Here is a 19,945-nt window from a genome sequence, read left to right as displayed (position 1 = left end):
TCTAATTTGAAAATATAAATAAAATAATCCGCCAAATTATATAGAATTTAGACAAATTGGCAAGATGTTTTCAAATAAATAGGTAAAAATAAAATAAATGGGAAAATTTTAGACAAATTGTCTATTTGATAATATCACTTGACGCGCAGTCTTTGAAAATTTAACACCAAAAAAATCATGAATTGGTATAATTTCAATAAAAATTTGAATTGGTTATAATCATGTTGATTTTTTTGGATTTTGATGGCGTGCTGCACCCAACCACCGCACAATCTTCGGACAGTTTGTGGACGCAAATTCCTGTGTTGGAGACGTTTTTCAGGCAGCCTGAATATGTAAATTGCCGATTTGTGATTGATTCAACATGGCGAATTCATCGTTCTGTATGCGAATTGGCGGCGCAATTTTCGGTTGATTTTCGTCATAAAATTATTGGCGCAACACCTGTTTTACCGATTTCAGGCAGCCTGAAAGGTTTGCGTGAACGTGAAATTTTGCTGTGGTTGCGTGATTTTGGGCGCGAAAATGAAGCGTGGATTGCGCTGGACGATATGCGAACGTATTTTGATGAATACAGCGACCGCGTGTTTTTTTGCGACAGCCGTACGGGTTTGACGGTACAAGATTTACCTGAATTGGCAGCGCATTTGGCACGTTTTCAGGCAGCCTGAAAGTATTATTAATATTAAAATGGAATAATTTATGGACGGTTTAATGGATTGGTTTCCTCTTGTTGGAATCGTGGTGGCGTTGGGTTTTTCTAGTTGGACTCTTTATCAATTTGTAGTGCATTTTTATGAACTTGCAACCAAAGAAAAAGCATTTGTGCGAACGGGTTTATTTGGTGAATACGTTGTCATGAATGGTGGTGCGTTTGTTTTGCCGCGTCTGCAAGCCAAAACAGATGTTAATATGAATACATTACGCTTAGAAGTGGTTCATGAAAAAGAAGATGCGCTCATTACACGCGATAGAATGCGCGTAGATGTGATGGCGGAATTTTATGTGCGTGTTAAAAATGACGAAGATAGCGTCGCAATTGCTGCGCGAACTTTGGGTTATAAAACCATGAATTCACAAGAATTATTAGGTTTAATAAAAGGTAAATTCGTGGACGCGTTACGTTCCGTGGCGGCAGAAATGGCAATGAAAGAATTGCATGAAAAACGCACAGATTTTATTGAAAAAGTACAAATGTCGGTAGTGGAAGATTTGGCAAAAAACGGCTTGGAATTGGAAGCTGTATCGCTGACTGGATTAGACCAAACATCTGTGGATTATTTTGATCAGGAAAACGCATTTGACGCGGAAGGTTTGGTACGTTTGGCTGAAATCACCGAAGCCAGACGCAAAGAACGCAATGATATCGAACAAAATATGGACTTGGCAATCAAAGCCAAAAATCTAGAAGCCGAACGCCAACGACTACAAATGCAGCGCGAAGCAGAATACGCCAAATTGGAACAAGAACGCGAAATCGCCATTCGCCGCGTGGAGCAAGAAACGTTGATTGCCGCCTACCAAATTGAAAAACAACGCGAAACAAAAGAAGCCAAAATCGCTGCCGAATTGGAATTGGATTTGAAACGCATTGTGGCAGAACGCGAAATCAAAAGCGAAAGCATTCGTACCATTCAATCCGTTGAATTGGCTGAACAAGAACGCGCCATCGCCATCGCAGAAAAATCACGTATGGAAAGTGCCGCCAAAGCTCAAGCCGATAAAGCTCGTGCCGCCGCCGTGCTGGAAGAGGAAACCGTCCAAAAAGTCCGTGAAATGGAACGCGCTGAACGCAGTAAAGCCGTAGAACTTATTGCCGCACAAGAAGCCGCACAAAAAGAAGCAATCGCGGTAAAAGTGTCTGCTGCTGCCGAACGTCAAGCTGCACTGGATCGCGCTGAAGCCAAACGTATTGTCGCGCAAGCTGAATCAGATGCCAAAATGATGCTCGTTAAAGCGCAAGAAGAACAATATCGCGTTGATGCGCAAGGCACGGAAGCCATTAATAAAGCATCTAATATTTTGTCTGATGAGCAAATTGAAATGCAAGTTCGACTCAATACACTCAAACATCTGCCCGATATTATCCGTGAGTCAGTGAAACCAATGGAGAATATTGATGATATTAAAATCTTACAAGTTAATGGGTTAGGTGCTGTGGGCAATGTTTCAGGCAGCCTGAATCATGGCGAAGTGAGTTTATCCGATCAAATGGTTAATAGTGCGTTACGCTATCGTAGTCAAGCACCGTTAGTGGACAGTTTGCTCAAAGAAATCGGGCTGAACGGTGCTGATATTAATGGTTTGACGCAAGGTTTGCATCGTCCACTATCTGCCGATGATAATGTGATTGAACAGCAAACCACCGAATCATCACCTGAACCTAATAATGAGAATGAGCCGTCCAATAAATAAATTCAGAACCCGTATTCATAGCCAACGTAAAATGAATTTTTGTCCCAGCAGGTGTGCCAAATGGGGCAAAAAGACATCGTGTTTGGCTGTAAATACAGGTTCTAAGCATTCTTCAGGCTGCCTGAAGTCTTCAATTTCTATATTAACAATATAACTTTTTTATCTTTAGTGAATAAATATTTCACGTTACAATCCAATTTTTCAAAATTTTAATATATTTGGAGAAACATGATTATGTTGAAAAAAATCACATTAACTGTTGCCACTGTTTTTGCGCTAGTCGCTTGCGGACAACACGATGGTGCAACCCAAACTTCAGCCAGCGCAATGGAAAGCAACGTTTCAGGCAGCCTGATTGACCGAATCAATCAAAAAGGCACAATTACTGTTGGTACGGAAGGCACTTACGCGCCATTCAGCTACCATGATGCCAGTGGAAAATTAACGGGTTATGATGTGGAAGTGGTGCGTGCAGTTGCCGAAAAATTGGGCGTGAAAGTGGAATTCAAAGAAACACAATGGGATTCTATGATGGCGGGTTTGAAAGCAGGGCGATTTGATATTGTGGCAAATCAGGTGGCTTTAACTTCGCCAGAACGTCAAAAAACTTTTGATAAATCAGAACCTTATAGTTGGAGTGGTGCGGCAATGTTGGCGCGAACAGACGAAACGCGTATCAAAAATTTAGCCGATATCAAAGGCATCAAAGCCGCACAAACATTAAGCAGCAACTATGGCGAAATGGCAGTTAAAGCACAAGCTGAAATCGTTCCAGTTGACGGTATGGCGCAAGCCATCACGTTGGTGCAACAAAAACGCGCCGATGTTACATTGAATGATGAACTATCGTTTTTGGATTATTTGAAGAAAAATCAAAATACTGGTTTGAAAATTGTTTGGACGGCTGGTGCAAATGAAAAATTGGGTTCGGGTTTGATTGTGAATAAAGGTAATGATGAAGCCTTAGCAAAAATGAGCGCAGCAATGTTGGAATTGCAAAAAGATGGTACACTGAAAAAATTGGGGCATGAATTTTTTGGTCAAGATGTGAGTGTGAAATAATCTTTAGAACCTCTATTCACAGCCAAGCGCGATGTCTTTTTACACCATCTAGCACGCCTTGTATTTGCACCAACTGAAAATCCATTTCATGTTGATTATGAATACAGGTTCTAAAAAACGAGGCAACCCGAAAAAATCATATCGTTTTCAGGTTGCCTTTGTTTTTTGTGAATTTGGCGTACCCGACTGGGTTCGAACCAGCGACCTTCAGCTTCGGAAACTGACACTCTTCCAACTGAGCTACGGATACGGAAAGCCAAAAGAATACCCGAATTTGCAGGATTTGGCAAAAAAATCTTCAGGCTGCCTGAAAATTCGGTAAAATAGCGCGTTTTTATTATTTTCATCAAAGCATTAAACCATGACTGAACAAATTTTAAGCAAAGAACAACGCCTTGCCCTAAAATCACAAGCACACCATCTCCATCCTGTGGTGATGGTCGGACAAAAAGGGTTGACCGACGCCGTGATTCAGGAAACCAATACCGCTTTAAATGCCCACGAACTGATTAAAGTACGCGTATTTGGCGATGATCGCGCCGAACGCGTGGCGATTTGTGATGAACTGTGCGCGGCAACAGGAGCGCAATTGGTGCAACATATCGGTAAATTGCTGGTGTTGTATCGTAAACGCGAAGAAAATTCAGCCGAGTAAATCATTTAGGCAGCCTGAAAAAATCATCTTTCAGGCTGCCTTTGTTTTGTTGGTTAAATAATTGTGAGTTAAGTTAAATTGAGCTAAATTTTGCTAATTCTTGGCGCATTTGTTCCATGACTTGGGCGTAATCAGGTTGTCCGAAAATCGCTGAACCCGCCACAAAAGTGTCCGCACCAGCTGCCGCAATTTCCCCGATGTTGTCTACTTTCACACCGCCATCTACTTCAATGCGAATGCGTTTGCCTGTTTGGGATTCATATTCGTCTAGTATGGATTTTAATTGCTTGATTTTATTGATGGTATTGGGAATGAAACTTTGTCCGCCAAACCCTGGGTTCACAGACATAATTAATACCATATCCAATTTATCCAACACATTTTCAATCACATAGATAGGTGTGGCAGGATTTAGAACCAGCCCAGCTTGTTTGCCAGCCGATTTGATAAGCGATAAGCTGCGGTCAACGTGGCGACTGGCTTCGGGGTGAAATGTGATGATGTCCGCACCAGCTTGGTTAAATGATTGAATTAAATCATCAACTGGTTCAACCATCAAATGCACGTCCATCAGAATATCACCGCAATATGGTTTTAACGCCTGACAAACCATCGCGCCAAAAGTCAAATTCGGGACATAATGATTGTCCATCACATCAAAATGAATCAAATCTGCGCCAGCTGCCACCACCGCTTTTACTTCTTCGCCCAAACGCGCAAAGTCTGCTGATAATAAACTGGGCGCAATACGAAAATGAGTCATGATTTATGCCTTTGTGTTATCAAATAATTTGTCTTAGAATGCTAATCCAAATATTGACAATATTCAATGTCAAGAACAGGAATTTTTGATGAAAAAAACGAAATTATTGTTAATCTCATTATTGCTCACTGATTTTGTGATGTTGTTGCAGCCTGAAAACGCGTGGGCTGGAGATGTGCAGATAACGTGTGATTTGCGTGTGCTGGAATTGACCAGTCAACAGCGTAATCAAATTCGTTTGCGTCGCCAACAATACAAAACCAGACAGCGTCAAATGAATGAAAATCTAATGAATCAAAATGTTACGGATAGGCAATTGTCGTTACGTCATTTTTTCAGTAAATCAGCGTTTGATAACCAGCAAGCCGATGAAATCGCCAAACAACGTTACGCCAATGATGTGCGCCAAACAGTTGCCGAGTTGAATTTTTATCACGATATTTTCCAATTATTAGACAACCGACAACGCGAAATTTGGCTACAACAATGTGTACAACCAGCGGGGCGCATCTAAAATAGAGTCTTTACACTTTTAGGCTGCCTGAAAATACGCAAACCAGTTTCAAAAGACAATAAAATCGCGTATTATCTGCCAAATTTTTTTAGTAAAGGCCATTTAAGATGAAACCCATCTTCCTAGATTTTGAACAACCTGTTGCCGAATTAACCAAAAAAATTGATGAATTGCGTTTTGTTCAAGACGATTCAGCAGTGGATATTTCCAAAGAAATCGCGCAGTTACAGAAAAAAAGCGATGATTTGACCAAATCCATTTACAGTAAATTAACCCCCGCGCAAATTTCCCAAGTGTCGCGCCACCCACAACGCCCTTACACGTTGGATTACATTAGTGCGCTGTGTACCGATTTTCAGGAATTGCATGGCGACCGTCATTTTGCTGATGATGAGGCGATTGTGGGTGGTTTGGCGCGATTTAATGGACAAAGCGTGGTGACCATCGGGCATCAAAAAGGGCGCGACACCAAAGCCAAAATCAAGCGTAATTTTGGTATGCCACGTCCCGAAGGTTATCGTAAAGCCTTGCGTTTGATGCACATGGCAGAAAAATTCAGGCTGCCTGTATTGACGTTTGTGGATACACCAGGGGCGTATCCTGGGGTGGGCGCGGAAGAGCGTAACCAGTCCGAAGCCATTGGTAAGAATTTGTATGAATTGACTAAATTGCGTGTGCCTGTGATTTGTACGGTAATTGGCGAGGGGGGATCGGGTGGTGCATTGGCGGTTGCGGTGGGCGATTATGTGAATATGTTGCAGTATGCGACTTACTCGGTGATTTCGCCCGAAGGTTGTGCGTCTATTTTGTGGAAAACTGCTGAAAAAGCCGCTGATGCGGCAGCGGCGTTGGGGATTACGGCTGATCGTTTGCTGAAACTCAATTTAATTGACAAAATCATTGAAGAGCCAATTGGTGGCGCACATCGCGATTATCCCGAATTGATGAAGCGCGTGAAATTGGTTATTGAAGACGAATTGCGTGCCGCGCAAGATATGTCCATTGACGAATTATTGACGCGCCGATTTGACCGCATTATGGCATATGGTCAATATCTTGATAAATAATTTTAAATTTATTTTTAGGCAGCCTGAAATGTGGTCATCAGCTTTTCAGGCTGCCTGAACAATCAAACCTCTTTATTTAAATGAGAACAAATCATGAGCGAGAACCACTTTACCCCGCCACCATTTGCCAACCACAGCCCATTCACATGGTACCAAGCCGCTGCACAGCAACCTGCTTTTATCAAAGATTCAGCTCAAGCCAAAGCCATTGAATATTTGGATCGTTTGTGGACAGAGTTGATGATGTTTAAACGAAAACGTAACCGCTTTTTGGGACGGAGTTTGTGTTCGCCCGAAGTGCCAACGGGTTTGTATTTTTATGGTGGCGTGGGGCGTGGCAAAAGTTTTTTGATGGATGCGTTTTTTGGTTGTTTGCCGTATCGCCGTAAACGCCGCGTGCATTTTCACGCATTTATGGCGGAAATCCATAAACGTATGCGCGACAAACGCAGCGAACAAGACCCGCTTAAAGCGGTCGCACACGATATTGCCAAAGAAACACGCGTGTTGTGTTTTGACGAATTTCACGTGAGTGATATTGCTGATGCGATGATTTTGGGGCGTTTGCTGGAAAATTTGTTTGCTGAAGGCGTGGTGTTGGTGGCGACTTCCAATTACGCGCCATCAGAATTGTATCCACAAGGACAAAATCGCAGCAGTTTTTTGCCTACTATCGCTTTGATTGAAAAGAAATTAACCGTGTTAAATGTGGACGGTGGCGAAGATTATCGTATGCGTACACTCACGCCTGCCGAAGTTTTTTACATTCCCAATAATGCCGAAAATGAAGCCAAATTATCGGATTTATTCAATAAATTAGCTGGCGGCGACACAAGGCAGCCTGAAAAAATCATTATTCATGAACGCGAATTAACTTGTAAAGCACGAACCAATCGTGTGATTTGGTTTGATTTTCGCACGCTGTGTTTTGGCACGCGTTCGCAAGCGGATTATTTGTGGTTGGCGGAACGTTATACTCATGTGCTGATTTCGGGTGTCGAGAAAATGTCGCCTAACGAGAAAAACGAAGCGCGTCGCCTGACGTTGTTGGTGGACGTGTTTTACGATTATCGCGTGAAATTGTGCTTGACTTCCCAAGTGCCAATGGAAGAATTGTACACCGAAGGCGATTTTGCACATGAATTTGTCCGCACGGTCAGTCGTTTGGTGGAAATGCAATCGGAAGATTATTTGGCATTGCCACATTTGAAATTGAAATAATGATGTAGTCGTTTAAAAAATACTACTGCGTTTAATCTTGTAAGTGCAGGTTCTATGGTGTTTTCAATTCAGGCAGCCTGAAAAGATTTTTCTCTTTCAGGCTGCCTGAAAAATATGGAGATTTGAAATATGGAACATTTATACATCGGCATCATGTCTGGCACAAGTATGGACGGTGCAGATGCGGTTTTGATTCGCATGAATGGTGTCAATTGGCTGTCGGCAGAAGCGCATTATTTTTTGCCTTTTGCAGGTAGCCTGAAAGCGCAATTACTGGATTTACAAAATGTAGGCGAAAATGAATTGCACCGCAGCCAAATACTGGCAATTGAGTTGGCAGAACTGTACGCTCAATTAGTTAATCAATTGTTAAAAAAAGAAAACTTGTTTGCACATCAGATTCGTGCGATTGGTTGTCATGGTCAAACGGTGCGTCATGCACCTGAATGCGGTTACAGTGTACAACTGTGCCATTTACCGTTACTCGCTGAAAAGACGGGTATTTTTACTGTGGGTGATTTTCGTAGCCGTGATTTGGCGGTTGGCGGTCAGGGTGCGCCACTTGTACCAGCGTTTCATCAAGCGTTGTTTGCTGATGCCGATGAGATGCGCGTGGTGTTGAATATTGGGGGGATTGCAAATATTAGTGTGTTGCCGCCGACAGGGTTCGCATTTGGATTTGACACAGGTGCTGGTAATATGTTGATGGACGCGTGGACGCAAAAAAATTGGGGACAACCTTATGATAAAAATGGTGAATTGGCGAAACAAGGGCGCGTATTGCCCGATTTATTGAATCGGCTTTGCGCTCATCCTTATTTTGCGTTACCGCATCCGAAGAGTACGGGGCGCGAATTATTTTCATTGAATTGGTTAGTTAATTATTTGACGGGTAATGAAAATCCACATGATGTGTTACGAACATTAGCGGAATTTTCCGCGAAAACCATTGCCGATGCGATTTTTCAGGCTGCCTTGTCTGCCAAACAAGTATTTGTGTGTGGTGGTGGTATTGAAAACGCGACATTAATTGGCAGTTTGAAAGAATATTTATTACAAAAAAACATAAGTTTACACAGCACCGCAGATTTGAATTTGAATCCACAATGGGTGGAAGCGGCGGCGTTTGGTTGGTTGGCGGCGTGTTGGTGTGAGCAAGTACCGAGTAATCCGCCGTTGGCAACAGGTGCGAGTAGGGCGGTGATTTTGGGCGCGGGACATTTTGCGTGAGTTTTCAGGCTGCCTGAAAATCAGCATCTTGCCCCCAACGTGGGGCGAGCAAGAGTGGGTATGGCGGCGATACGCCATGTTTCGCTTCAAATTTTGCTTCAAAATAAGTAACAATTTTTCAGGCTGCCTGAAAGATGATTCTGTGAATTTGTTATAATGATGCGATTTTTTTAAAAATAAAATGGATTGAGTCAATTATGAAAATGAAAAAAACCATTCGAATCGCGGTAACAGGTGCATCAGGACAAATTGCGTATGCGACTTTGTTTCGGATTGCTGGCGGCATTATGCTGGGGCGCGACCAGCCCATGATTTTGCAATTATTGGATTTGCCACAAGCACAACAAGTCCTAAAAGGCGTTATCATGGAAATGCAAGATTGTGCGTTTCCGCTTTTAGAAGATGTTTTCGCCACTGATGACCCTGAAGTAGCGTTTAAAGATGCGGATATTGCGTTGTTAATTGGGGCGCGTCCGCGTACTCAAGGCATGGAACGCGCCGATTTACTGGAAGCCAACGCCGCTATTTTCAAAACACAAGGCGCAGCATTGAACAAAGTGGCAAGCCGTGATGTCAAAGTGGTGGTGGTGGGCAACCCCGCTAATACCAACGCTTATATTGTGATGAAATCTGCGCCTGATTTACCAGCGAAAAATTTTACGGCTTTGTTGCGTTTAGACCATCATCGTGCGGTAAGTCAGGTGGCGGACAAAATTCAACGTTCGGTTACGTCTATTGAAAAAATGTGCGTGTGGGGCAACCATAGTCCGACCATGTACGCAGATTACCGTTACGCTACCAGCAACGGCGAATCGGTACAAAACATGATTACCGAACCCAATTGGAATACCGAAGTATTCATGCCAAATGTCGCAAAACGTGGTGCAGCGATTATTGCAGCGCGTGGCGCGTCATCGGCAGCGAGCGCGGCAAATGCCACGATTTATCATTTGCGTGATTGGTTGCTTGGCACGAGTGGCAAATGGGTAACAATGGGCGTACCGTCTGATGGCTCATATGGGATTCCTGAAGGTGTGGTGTTTGGTTTTCCTGTAATTTGTGAGAATGGCGAATACGAAATTGTGCAAGGTTTGGATTTATCTGATGAATTCAGTCAGCAGCGCATTGTATTGACTTTAAACGAATTATTGGAAGAGCAAGCCGACGTTCAAAAGCTGTTTGCTGAATGATGATGGCGTTATTTTTTAATTTAAATCAAAAATATTTGATGAATGAATTGATATTTTTATGAAAGCTCTTAGCGATTTTTTGGCGATTATTTTATTTTTCGTGATTTACACGACCACACACAACATCATTTGGGCGACCATTGGGGCGACTGTGGTGGGGATTTTTCAGGCTGCCTATACTTGGATTAAATTTAAAAAACTAAGTTTTTTTCAATGGGTCAGTTTGATTATTGTGGTGGTGTTTGGTGGGCTGACCATTTGGTTAGACAATCCTGTTTATGTGATGCTCAAAACCACGGTGGTGTGTTGGTTGACTGCTTTGGCGGTAGGCGTGGGGCAGATGATGGGAAAAAATGGCGTTAAATTATTGATGGGCAATGAACTCAAATTGCCCGAAAATGTGTGGACAAAATTGTCTTATGCGTGGATGATTTTCTTTATTTTGATGGGCTTAATTAATTTAGCCATTGCCTATCCATTTACAGCAGAACAAGTAGACGTGTGGGCGAAATACAAAATGTATGGCTACATTCCCCTAAGTCTGATTTTTTCTATTGGGCAAGCGTTTTATATTGCTCGATTTTTACCCAAACCAACTGGAGAATAAATATGTATTACATGATTTTAGCGACTGATGCCGATGGTGTAAAAGAAGCGCGTGCGGCGGCTCGTCCAGCGCATTTGGCGCGTTTGCAGGCGTTGCAAGACGAAGGGCGTTTGCTGATTGCAGGTCCTACGCCTTTTCCCGAAGACGAAACCACGATGTCAGGCAGTTTGGTGGTGGCAGATTTTGACAGTTTGGATGCTGCTGAAGCATGGGCTGGTGCAGACCCTTATGTTGATGCTGGTGTGTACGAAGAAGTGTTGATTCGTCCATTTAAAAAAGTGTTCCCACAAGGTGTTGCTTGATGCGTGATTTAATGGCACAGCGTTTGCAACCGCTTGATTTACAAGTCTATGATTTTCGTGATGACAGTCATTTGCACGCAGGGCACGCTGGCAATAAAGGTGGCGGACATTACGCCATTTTATTGGTAAGCGAACAATTTGTCGGCGTATCGCGTTTGCAACGTCAGCGCGTGGTACAAGATTTGTTGGCGGATTTGTTTGCTGATAAAAAAATTCACGCCTTGAGTATTGTCGCTAAAACACCAGACGAATATTTTGCTTAATTTGTCAGGCTGCCTTAGCTTATTTACATTAATTAGGCAGCCTGAAAAATCATTTTTCTTTTATTATTCAAAGGAATTATCATGAAAAAAACATTTAAATTAACGACTGTGGCAGTATTGTTTGCGCTTTCAGGCAGCCTGTTTGCAGCGACTGTTGTTACCGTAAATGGTGTGAAAATTGACAGCAGCGATGTGGAACGCCGCGCCGAAAATGTCCAAAAAAATACACAAGGGCAAATCAGCGATGGACCCCAATTGCGCCAATTTATTACGAATGAATTGATTACCGAACAATTGGTTGTGCAAGAAGCCAAACGCCTGAAACTGGATAAAAGCAGCGATTACCAAGCAGCCGAAGCCGAAGCACTCAAACAAGCCAAAGCACAAGGTTTGGATAAACAAGCCGATTTCAAACAAAATTGGGCAGATTACCAAAACCGTTTGTTGATGCTTGCTTACGCCGCGAATTTAGCCAAGCAGCAACCCATCAGCGAAGCTGCCGCACAACAACAATACAATCAAATCAAATCGCGTTACGCAGGCAGCAGTGAAATTCAGTTAGGCGAAATCGTTACCAATAAACCAGCCGACGCGGAAGCTGCTATTAATGATTTGACTAAAAAGAAAAAATTTTCTGATGTTGCTAAAAAATACAGCATGAGCAAATCATCACAAACATCGGGTGGTATTGTGCCTGAATATGTGGCGTTGCCTGATTTGAAAGATGGTAATAATTTGGTTTATCAAGCGGTTAATGGCTTGAGCAAAGGTCAGTTTACCAAAACGCCAGTGAAAGATGGCAATGTAAGTTTGGTGTTGTATGTCAACGATAAACGCGCCATCAATGTGCCGACTTTTAACGAAATGAAAGCAAGTATTGTGCAGCAAATGGAAGATGAACAATTGAGCCTTGCCATTGATAATTTAGGCAAAAAAGCGAAAATTGTGCCAGCAAAATAATTTGCATCATCATTATGTTGGGAGCGTGGCGTATCGCCGCCACACCCACTCTTCTTCGCCCCACGCGTATTGGCAAAATCATGATTTTGTTAAACGCGTGTTTTTTCAGGCTGCCTTAATTTTTGGGTGGCACTGCTGAAATTATCTAAACACATCTTAACTTTTGTTAATAAATTGGTTACAATGAATCGTTCAATGATTTTATTGAATGTTCATAAGTCTAACATATTATCTGCAAAAGGATTTTGATATGAATCCCATGTACATTACTTTTGGCATCTATTTGGTTGCCGTTTTATTGATTGGTTTAGCAGCGTATTTTTCCACACGCAATTTTGATGATTACATTCTTGGCGGACGCAGTTTGGGGGCGTTTGTTACGGCAATGTCGGCAGGGGCTTCGGATATGTCGGGCTGGTTGTTGATGGGTTTGCCAGGTGCGGTGTATTTGTCGGGTATGTCGGAGGCATGGATTGCGATTGGTTTGACGGTGGGTGCGTATTTTAACTGGCTGTTGGTGGCCGGTAGATTGCGCGTTCACACCGAATTCAGTAACAACGCTTTGACTTTACCCGATTATTTTTACCATCGTTTTGGTGGTCAGGGTAGAGCCATGAAAGTGATTTCTGCTATTATCATTTTGTTTTTCTTTACGATTTATTGTGCATCTGGGATTGTGGCGGGGGCACGATTGTTTCAAAGTTTGTTTGAAGGCATGAGCTATACCACAGCCATGTGGCTGGGTGCTGGTGCGACCATTGTGTACACATTCATTGGCGGATTTTTGGCGGTGAGTTGGACGGACACGGTTCAGGCGACTTTGATGATTTTTGCTTTGATTTTAACGCCTGTGATGGTGTTGATTGCAGTGGGTGGTGCAGACCAAATGAGTATGGCAATTCAGGCAGCCGCGACCGCTAATGGCAAAGAATACGGTAGTTTATTGACTGGTACGACTTTGCTGGGCATTATTTCTACTGCGGCATGGGGTTTGGGTTATTTTGGGCAACCGCATATTTTGGCGCGTTTTATGGCGGCGGATAATGTGGCATCGTTGAAAAAAGCACGGCGTATTGGTATGACTTGGATGGTTGTGTGTTTAGGTGGCGCAGTGGCGGTGGGTTATTTTGGCATTGCTTATTTTGGCGCGCACCCTGACAAAGTATCGGTAATGGGTGGTAATCACGAGCGTATTTTTATTGCTTTGTCCACTTTGTTGTTTAATCCTTGGATTGCGGGTGTGATTTTATCGGCGATTTTGGCGGCGGTGATGTCTACGTTGTCGTGTCAATTATTGGTTTGTTCCAGTGCGATTACCGAAGATTTTTATAAAGGTTTTTTGCGTCCACAAGCGGCACAAAAAGAATTGGTGTGGGTTGGACGCATTATGGTATTGGCGATTGCGGTGATTGCGATTTTGATTGCGGCAAATCCTGAGAGTAAAGTGTTGGGATTGGTATCATACGCGTGGGCTGGTTTTGGTGGGGCATTTGGTCCTGTGGTGATTTTGTCGTTGTTGTGGAAACGCATGACGGCAACGGGTGCATTGGCTGGGATGATTTCGGGAGCCGTGGTGGTTGTGGCTTGGGCAGAATGGGTGAACCCTGCATTGAAAGCGGCGAATTTGCCAACGATGTATGAGATTGTTCCTGGATTTATTGTGGCGACTTTGGCGGTGGTGGTGGTGTCATTGTTGAGCAAAACGCCGAGCACGGATGTGGTGCAACGTTTTGAACAAGCTGACCGCGTGTATCGTGAAACCGCTTAAGAAAGAGTAAATTTTATTTTTCAGGCAGCCTTTTTAGTTATTTTAGAAAGGCTGCCTGAAAATTATTTGATGAATAAATTGTATCTATATTTTGTGAAACTGAATTGATCTAAAGAAATTTATTTAATCAAAATCATCAATTTCTTCAACGGTGTAATACTCATGTTGATGACGTGTATTGGTTTGCATGGCTTGGGTTAATTTACGCGATAAACGGCGTGAACGCATTTTGCGCATCACTCGGAAACCCATATAAATCAACGGTAAAACCACCGTGATTGGCCAAAATTTCAATAAATACAACAATACAGTTAAAAAACCATTCCAGCCTTGTTTGAGCATATTGCCTAACACTGTGCCAAATTGTGGGCTATGCTGTTTGGCAATGGCATCGGGATTGGGCATTAATTGCTGCATCACGGCTTCAGGCTGCCTGAAACGTAACGTAATTGTGGCAAACTGAATTTTGTCACGCCAATATTCTTCTTGCAGGGCGGCTTCATTTTCACGCGCTTTGGCTTCAAATTCGGCACGGATGGCGTCTTCGGTTTGCTGTGTTGCTGGATGTGTTTGGCGGTTGATGGCATCTAGGCGTTGCGCAAGTTCTTGTTGGCGTTGTGCTTCTAATGCTTGTTTACGCAAAGTGAGACCCACGTCCTCTGATTTGAATACTTCTTTATCCAAAAAAACAATGTGTTGCTGTAATTCTCGTATGAATTCGCTGCTGCGTTCGCGTGGCACACGCAAAGTCATGTTGCCTTCGTGTGTGTAACGCGTGATGTAGAGAATATTGCCATCGGCTTTGGGATAGGTTTGTGTGCCATTGGTGTAGGTGTCAATTTGAGAGAACACGACAAAACCTGTGTATTTTTTCGCCAGTTCTTCTATACCCGACACGGTTTTGCGGACACTATCGGTTTCAAAATTCAAATCGGCAGACACCACCATTTGCCGTCCGCTTACGGTTTCGGTGATGACATTGCTCGCTTGTAACGGTGGCATGGGATTGGGCTTAGTCGCCACTAATGGCGAAGACGCTGAAATCATGGGCGTAGACTCAATATCTGACACAGCAGCAGGAGCAGCATCTTCAGCTTTTGTAACGATTTCTGTGGTTGGCGCATAGTTTTGCTGACGTTGTTCCGCACCACCACAGGCTGCTAACGCCGTCATTACCATACCAACAATTAAAAGCTGTTTAAAACGCATAAAATCTCCTTCGTATTGCCACACACATTCAGACTGCCTGAAAAGTCGCAATCATAGCAAAATGGCGGTTTAGCGTAAATAAACTAAAGCGCAAACATAGGTGTAAATAGGTGTTTATTTCACTTAATTAAATTTATGTGTCTTTTTCGCCACAAAAATACCAAAAATGTGCCAGTTCTTGCGCCATCGGTATGGACAAAGTGGATGGGATTGCCTCCGAGTAACGAAAAACCCGTTATTTGCGTGAAAATTGCATAAATTGATAAAGTCAAGACAAAATATTGCGCTCAAAATGCAAATGATAGAAATATTAATGCTAAGAATCTGTATTCATAGCCAAGCGCGATATCTTTTTGCCTATTTTTGGCTATGAATACGAGTTCTCATTTTGTGGTTGGGAAGTGTGCTGCAAAACCAAATGCGCCCAAAATTTGCGTGTACACCACATTGATTCACTTTACCCATTCTTGTGTCACCAATGTTTGTTGGCAAAATCCTTAATTTTCAGGCAGCCTGAACAATGTATTTTAGTGGGAATAACATTTTTTTTCATATTTGGCGTTTTGTTTCGTGAGAAAAATCGTTAAAATATTTAATTCCTACTGGACTTTTAATTGATGAATTATTTATTAAGGACAATATGATGAGTATTGAAAAAATCGCCGACTATCTCTACGTCTCTCGCCAACTGAACGAGCGCACCGCCAAACAAGTGGCGCAATATAACATCAAGACCGTGATTTGCAATCGCCCAGATGGCGAAGAACCCAATCAACCCGATTTTGAAACCGTCAAAGCATGGCTTCAAGCCAATGGCGTGGAAAATGTAATTTATTTACCCGCCACAATGGATACCATCACCGATGAATTGTTGCAAGAATTTGAAGTAACTGTAGCCAAATCTGAATCGCCGATTTTGGCGTATTGTCGCACGGGAACGCGTTCGGCGATGTTGTGGGCGTTGAATCAATCCAAACGCGGTGTGGAAGTGAATAGTTTGATTCGTGCAGCTGATTTGGCGGGCATTGATTTAACCAAAATGCGCGAAAAATTAGAAAGTGTATCACCACGTCATCAACAATAATTTTTGTAAAATCAATAATCAGGCAGCCTGAACATCATTCAGGCTGCCTGAAAATCAACTGACTAGCCAATAGATTTTTGTGAATGGGTTTGATTCAAACTAGCGGTTAATTGTTCTTTATCCAACGCATTTTCCCAACGTGCCACCACCACAGTTGCACACGCGTTGCCCACCAAATTTGTCAGCGCACGACACTCCGACATAAAACGGTCAACTCCCAAAATCAATGCCATGCCTTCTACTGGCACGCTTGGCACAACCGATAAAGTTGCAGCCAACGTGATGAAACCAGCACCTGTTACTCCAGCCGCACCTTTTGAACTCAACATCGCCACCAACAACAACGAAATTTGTTGATGCAATTCAAGCTGAATACCCACTGCTTGCGCAATAAATAACGCTGCCATGGTCATATAAATATTTGTACCGTCTAAATTAAATGAGTAACCAGTCGGAATTACCAAGCCCACCACTGATTTTTCACAACCAGCGCGTTCCATTTTTTGCATCAAAGTTGGCAACGCCGCTTCTGATGATGACGTTCCCAGTACGAGCCACAATTCATCTTTGATGTATTTGACTAATTTGATGATGGAAAAACCGTTGTATCGTGCCACCGCACCCAACACAATCAGCACAAATAAAACAGATGTTAAATAGAATGTACCCACCAGTAAAAATAATTTGCTAACTGATTGAATGCCATATTTGCCAATTGTGAATGACATTGCGCCAAATGCACCAATCGGAGCCAAATTCATTAAGATTGATACCATTTTAAATACAGGCGCAGACAAATCTTGTAAAAAATCGGTTATCGTCCGTGCTTTTTCGCCCACCATCGCTAACGATATACCAAATAAAATAGACACAAACAAAACTTGCAAAATATTCCCATTATTCAATGGACTAACCACTGTTTCAGGAATGATATTCATCAAAAAACCAACAACAGAAGATTCTTTGGCTTTGATGACATAATCGCTGACTTTTTTCGGGTTAAGCGTGGCAGGGTCAATGTTCATGCCAGCCCCTGGCTGCACCACATTGGCAACAATCATGCCCACAATTAATGCCAGTGTAGAAAAAGTAATGAAATAAATGAAAGCTTTACCAGCCACACGCCCCACTTTTTTCATGTCGCTCATGCCTGCAATGCCCGTTACCACCGTGAGAAAAATCACAGGGGCAATAATCATTTTCACAATTTTAATGAACGCATCGCCAAGTGGTTTCATTGCTTCGCCAGTGTTTGGAAAAAAATGTCCCAGCAAAATGCCAACCACAATCGCTACAATGACTTGAAAATAAAGAACTTGGTAAAATTTTTTCTTTTTAACGGTTTGGATTGATTGTTCCAGAGAAGAGGGGGGCAACATAAAGACTCCAAGTTTTGAGAATCAGTAAAATATTTTTTGGAGTAATTTAGCCTTTAATCTGTATTATGGCAAATGTTAAATTAATATAATTTAGATAAATTTACGTAATAATTTGATTTTTCGTTAAAAATGATGACTACTTTTGACAACAAATTTTTAGGCAGCCTGAAAAATGAATGTGTTTGACTGATTTGCTGGACGTGTGTTTTTTCAGGCTGCCTGAAAATGATAAGATTATTGCGATTGAATAGGGATTATTTTGTTTTTACTGCGTTTTTTTCCAGTTTCACCGTAATTTTCTTTAACGTATTCTTGTACAATTGCCAAAAATTCTTGCGCCATGTTGTCGCCTTTGAGTGTAATTTTGCGTTCGCCGTCCACATACACAGGCGCAACAGGCGTTTCGCCAGTACCAGGCAACGAAATACCGATGTCTGCTAATTTGCTCTCGCCTGGCCCATTGACCACGCAACCCATTACCGCCACGTTCAAACTCTCCACGCCTGGATATTGCCAACGCCAAACCGTCATTTGTTCGCGCAAATATTGCTGAATATCACGCGCCAATTCTTGAAAAACGGTGCTGGTGGTGCGTCCGCAGCCAGGGCAAGCCGTAACCATTGGTGTGAATGAACGCAAACCCATGGTCTGTAAAATCTCTTGTCCAACAATCACTTCTTGTGTACGCGATGAATTGGGTTCGGGCGTTAAGGAAATGCGAATTGTGTCGCCAATGCCTTCTTGCAGCAACACCGACAGCGCGGCAGTGGAGGCGACAATCCCTTTGCTGCCCATACCTGCTTCAGTCAAACCCAAATGAAGTGGATATTCGCAACGTGAACCCAAATCTCGGTAAACCTGAATTAAATCCTGCACATTAGATACTTTGCATGACAAAATAATTTTGTTTTCAGGCAGCCCTAATTCCACTGCTTTTTGTGCTGATTGCAGCGCGGAGACGATTAATGCTTCTTTCATCACTTCTTCGGGTGATTTGGGTGTGGCGGACGCTAAATTTTCGTCCATCATTTTTTTGGCTAAACTTTGATCCAGCGACCCCCAATTCACACCAATTCGGACAGCTTTGTTGTGTTCGGTGGCGATACGAATCATGTAGGCGAATTTTTCATCGCCTTTTGCGCCTTTACCGACATTACCAGGGTTGATGCGGTATTTGGATAAGGCTTTGGCACAATCGGGAAACTCTGCTAATAAGCGTTCGCCGTTGAAATGGAAATCGCCCACAAGTGGTGTGGCGCAACCCATATCGTCCAAGCGTTGACGAATTTCAGCGACTTTACTGGCGGCTTCAGGTGAATTAACGGTAATTCGCACCAATTCGGAACCTGCATCTGATAATTCTTTGACTTGATTAGCGGTGGCAATCGCATCGGCGGTGTCGGTATTGGTCATGGATTGCACGACTACGGGGAAATCTGAACCCACAGTAATGTGGTCAATTTGCACTTGATGGGTTTTGCGACGTGTGATGTGGGGCATGATGTATTCTCGTTCAAACAATGAAAAGTTTCAGGCAGCCTGAAAAGTGTTTTCAGGCTGCCTGTATTGTAGTGGAGAATGGCTGATTTTGCCATTTTTCCAGTTGATTAAAATGGCGATAACATGGCGTGGTCGCCTCGCTATTTAAAAATCAGCGATACAATGATTTTTTTATTCTTTTCCAGCTTCAATTTGAATGTTTAATTGTACTTTTTTGGTCATGCCAGCATTGACTAAATAATCCATGCCCCATTTTGTGCGGTCAATGGTGGTGGTGAAATCGCCGCCACATACTTGGGTTTTCAGCATAGGGCTTTGATAACAATTGAATTTGGTTGCGGTTAACGTAACAGGATGAGTTTTACCCAACAAAGTCAAATTGCCTTTTACAGATTTTAATGTGTTGCCTGAAAACACAAATTGTGTGGATTGGAAACGCATTTCAGGGAATTTTTCCACATTGAATAAGTCGGCTGATTTCAAATGGTTAGTAAAATACTCTGAACCAGTTTGTAAATTCACCAAAGGCATTTTCACATCAATGCTGCCTGTGCGTTTGGCGGCATCAAAATTCACTTTGCCTTCCAAACCATAAATCCCTCCCACATTGGTGCTTGTTCCGAAGTGGTCAATCATAAAACGAGCGTTTGTGTGGAAGCTGTCAATTTTGTAGGTTGCGGCTGATGCGGTTGCTGCGCTGATTGCCAAAAGTGAAGCGAGTAAAATGCGTTTCATCACAAATCCTTAATATTTGCC

The 19,945-nt window shown here is 42.7% G+C and carries 21 protein-coding genes and 1 tRNA gene; 16 read left to right on the top strand and 6 right to left on the bottom strand.

Annotation, left to right across the window (positions count from 1 at the left end):
- The first annotated feature begins 221 nt into the window (after window positions 1-221).
- The 3 genes from BWP33_RS10425 to BWP33_RS10415 all read left to right on the top strand — a co-directional run bounded on the left by BWP33_RS10425 (window position 222) and on the right by BWP33_RS10415 (window position 3,477).
- Complete coding sequence (locus BWP33_RS10425; protein WP_002641354.1) at window positions 222-671, top strand: HAD domain-containing protein; 450 nt, start codon at window positions 222-224, stop codon at window positions 669-671.
- A 31-nt stretch (window positions 672-702) separates the two neighbouring features.
- Window positions 703-2,415: a flotillin family protein gene (locus BWP33_RS10420; RefSeq protein WP_002641355.1), complete on the top strand. Its 1,713-nt coding sequence runs from the start codon at window positions 703-705 to the stop codon at window positions 2,413-2,415.
- 234 nt (window positions 2,416-2,649) lie between these two features.
- Window positions 2,650-3,477 (top strand): amino acid ABC transporter substrate-binding protein, encoded by an 828-nt coding sequence (locus BWP33_RS10415; protein WP_002641356.1) that lies wholly within the window; start codon window positions 2,650-2,652, stop codon window positions 3,475-3,477.
- Between the two features lie 174 nt (window positions 3,478-3,651).
- On the opposite strand, the gene BWP33_RS10410 is transcribed toward BWP33_RS10415, so the two are convergent.
- Window positions 3,652-3,727 (bottom strand) — tRNA-Arg (locus tag BWP33_RS10410).
- A gap of 111 nt (window positions 3,728-3,838) precedes the next feature.
- On the opposite strand from BWP33_RS10410, the gene yhbY reads away from it, so the two are divergent.
- Window positions 3,839-4,132, top strand: a complete 294-nt coding sequence (yhbY, locus tag BWP33_RS10405; protein WP_002641357.1) for a ribosome assembly RNA-binding protein YhbY — start codon at window positions 3,839-3,841, stop codon at window positions 4,130-4,132.
- A gap of 73 nt (window positions 4,133-4,205) precedes the next feature.
- Here the strand turns inward: yhbY and rpe are convergent, their stop codons facing one another.
- Window positions 4,206-4,895, bottom strand: a complete 690-nt coding sequence (gene rpe, locus BWP33_RS10400; protein WP_002641358.1) for a ribulose-phosphate 3-epimerase — start codon at window positions 4,893-4,895, stop codon at window positions 4,206-4,208.
- Window positions 4,896-4,983: 88 nt separating this feature from the next.
- Between rpe and BWP33_RS10395 the strand changes: the two genes are divergently transcribed.
- The 11 genes from BWP33_RS10395 to putP all read left to right on the top strand — a co-directional run bounded on the left by BWP33_RS10395 (window position 4,984) and on the right by putP (window position 14,017).
- Window positions 4,984-5,409 carry a hypothetical protein gene (locus BWP33_RS10395; RefSeq protein WP_002641359.1) on the top strand — a complete coding sequence of 142 codons (426 nt, stop codon included), beginning with the start codon at window positions 4,984-4,986 and terminating at the stop codon, window positions 5,407-5,409.
- 107 nt (window positions 5,410-5,516) lie between these two features.
- Window positions 5,517-6,476: an acetyl-CoA carboxylase carboxyltransferase subunit alpha gene (locus BWP33_RS10390; RefSeq protein WP_002641360.1), complete on the top strand. Its 960-nt coding sequence runs from the start codon at window positions 5,517-5,519 to the stop codon at window positions 6,474-6,476.
- A 93-nt stretch (window positions 6,477-6,569) separates the two neighbouring features.
- Entirely contained in the window at window positions 6,570-7,697 is a 1,128-nt protein-coding gene (gene zapE / locus BWP33_RS10385) for a cell division protein ZapE (RefSeq protein WP_002641361.1), read from the top strand.
- A 129-nt stretch (window positions 7,698-7,826) separates the two neighbouring features.
- Window positions 7,827-8,927, top strand: a complete 1,101-nt coding sequence (locus tag BWP33_RS10380) for an anhydro-N-acetylmuramic acid kinase (RefSeq protein WP_002641362.1) — start codon at window positions 7,827-7,829, stop codon at window positions 8,925-8,927.
- On the top strand, window positions 8,920-9,084 hold the full coding sequence (locus tag BWP33_RS12535; protein ID WP_155999520.1) for a hypothetical protein: 165 nt from the start codon (window positions 8,920-8,922) through the stop codon (window positions 9,082-9,084). The genes BWP33_RS10380 and BWP33_RS12535 overlap by 8 nt, the downstream gene beginning before the upstream one ends.
- A 46-nt stretch (window positions 9,085-9,130) precedes the next feature.
- The gene (locus tag BWP33_RS10375; protein WP_040628759.1) at window positions 9,131-10,117 is read left to right on the top strand and encodes a malate dehydrogenase; all 987 of its coding nucleotides are present in this window, start codon (window positions 9,131-9,133) and stop codon (window positions 10,115-10,117) included.
- A 58-nt stretch (window positions 10,118-10,175) separates the two neighbouring features.
- Complete coding sequence (locus BWP33_RS10370; RefSeq protein ID WP_002641364.1) at window positions 10,176-10,724, top strand: inner membrane-spanning protein YciB; 549 nt, start codon at window positions 10,176-10,178, stop codon at window positions 10,722-10,724.
- Between the two features lie 2 nt (window positions 10,725-10,726).
- Window positions 10,727-11,026, top strand: a complete 300-nt coding sequence (locus tag BWP33_RS10365; protein WP_002641365.1) for a YciI family protein — start codon at window positions 10,727-10,729, stop codon at window positions 11,024-11,026.
- Window positions 11,026-11,289, top strand: coding sequence for a BolA family protein (locus BWP33_RS10360; RefSeq protein WP_002641366.1), 264 nt, complete (start codon window positions 11,026-11,028; stop codon window positions 11,287-11,289). The genes BWP33_RS10365 and BWP33_RS10360 overlap by 1 nt, the downstream gene beginning before the upstream one ends.
- A gap of 81 nt (window positions 11,290-11,370) precedes the next feature.
- Complete coding sequence (locus BWP33_RS10355) at window positions 11,371-12,249, top strand: peptidylprolyl isomerase (RefSeq protein ID WP_002641367.1); 879 nt, start codon at window positions 11,371-11,373, stop codon at window positions 12,247-12,249.
- Window positions 12,250-12,499: 250 nt separating this feature from the next.
- Window positions 12,500-14,017 carry a sodium/proline symporter PutP gene (putP, locus tag BWP33_RS10350; RefSeq protein ID WP_002641368.1) on the top strand — a complete coding sequence of 506 codons (1,518 nt, stop codon included), beginning with the start codon at window positions 12,500-12,502 and terminating at the stop codon, window positions 14,015-14,017.
- A gap of 123 nt (window positions 14,018-14,140) precedes the next feature.
- Here putP and BWP33_RS10345 read toward each other — a convergent pair whose 3' ends face one another.
- A complete protein-coding gene (locus BWP33_RS10345) occupies window positions 14,141-15,226 on the bottom strand; it encodes a DUF4349 domain-containing protein (protein WP_002641369.1) in 1,086 nt (361 codons plus the stop codon).
- Between the two features lie 640 nt (window positions 15,227-15,866).
- Between BWP33_RS10345 and BWP33_RS10340 the strand changes: the two genes are divergently transcribed.
- Window positions 15,867-16,310 (top strand): protein tyrosine phosphatase family protein, encoded by a 444-nt coding sequence (locus tag BWP33_RS10340; protein WP_244903119.1) that lies wholly within the window; start codon window positions 15,867-15,869, stop codon window positions 16,308-16,310.
- Window positions 16,311-16,372: 62 nt separating this feature from the next.
- On the opposite strand, the gene BWP33_RS10335 is transcribed toward BWP33_RS10340, so the two are convergent.
- The 3 genes from BWP33_RS10335 to BWP33_RS10325 form a co-directional block, all read right to left on the bottom strand.
- Window positions 16,373-17,689: a dicarboxylate/amino acid:cation symporter gene (locus BWP33_RS10335; protein WP_002641371.1), complete on the bottom strand. Its 1,317-nt coding sequence runs from the start codon at window positions 17,687-17,689 to the stop codon at window positions 16,373-16,375.
- Window positions 17,690-17,923: 234 nt separating this feature from the next.
- Entirely contained in the window at window positions 17,924-19,189 is a 1,266-nt protein-coding gene (gene ispG / locus BWP33_RS10330) for a flavodoxin-dependent (E)-4-hydroxy-3-methylbut-2-enyl-diphosphate synthase (RefSeq protein ID WP_002641372.1), read from the bottom strand.
- 171 nt (window positions 19,190-19,360) lie between these two features.
- Window positions 19,361-19,924, bottom strand: coding sequence for a YceI family protein (locus BWP33_RS10325; protein WP_002641373.1), 564 nt, complete (start codon window positions 19,922-19,924; stop codon window positions 19,361-19,363).
- Window positions 19,925-19,945: the final 21 nt, after the last annotated feature.

It is taken from the genome of Simonsiella muelleri ATCC 29453 (genome assembly GCF_002951835.1).
Taxonomy (GTDB): domain Bacteria; phylum Pseudomonadota; class Gammaproteobacteria; order Burkholderiales; family Neisseriaceae; genus Simonsiella; species Simonsiella muelleri.
Note: the sequence above shows the minus strand (reverse complement) of the source record. Positions and strands in the feature narration are given on the sequence as shown.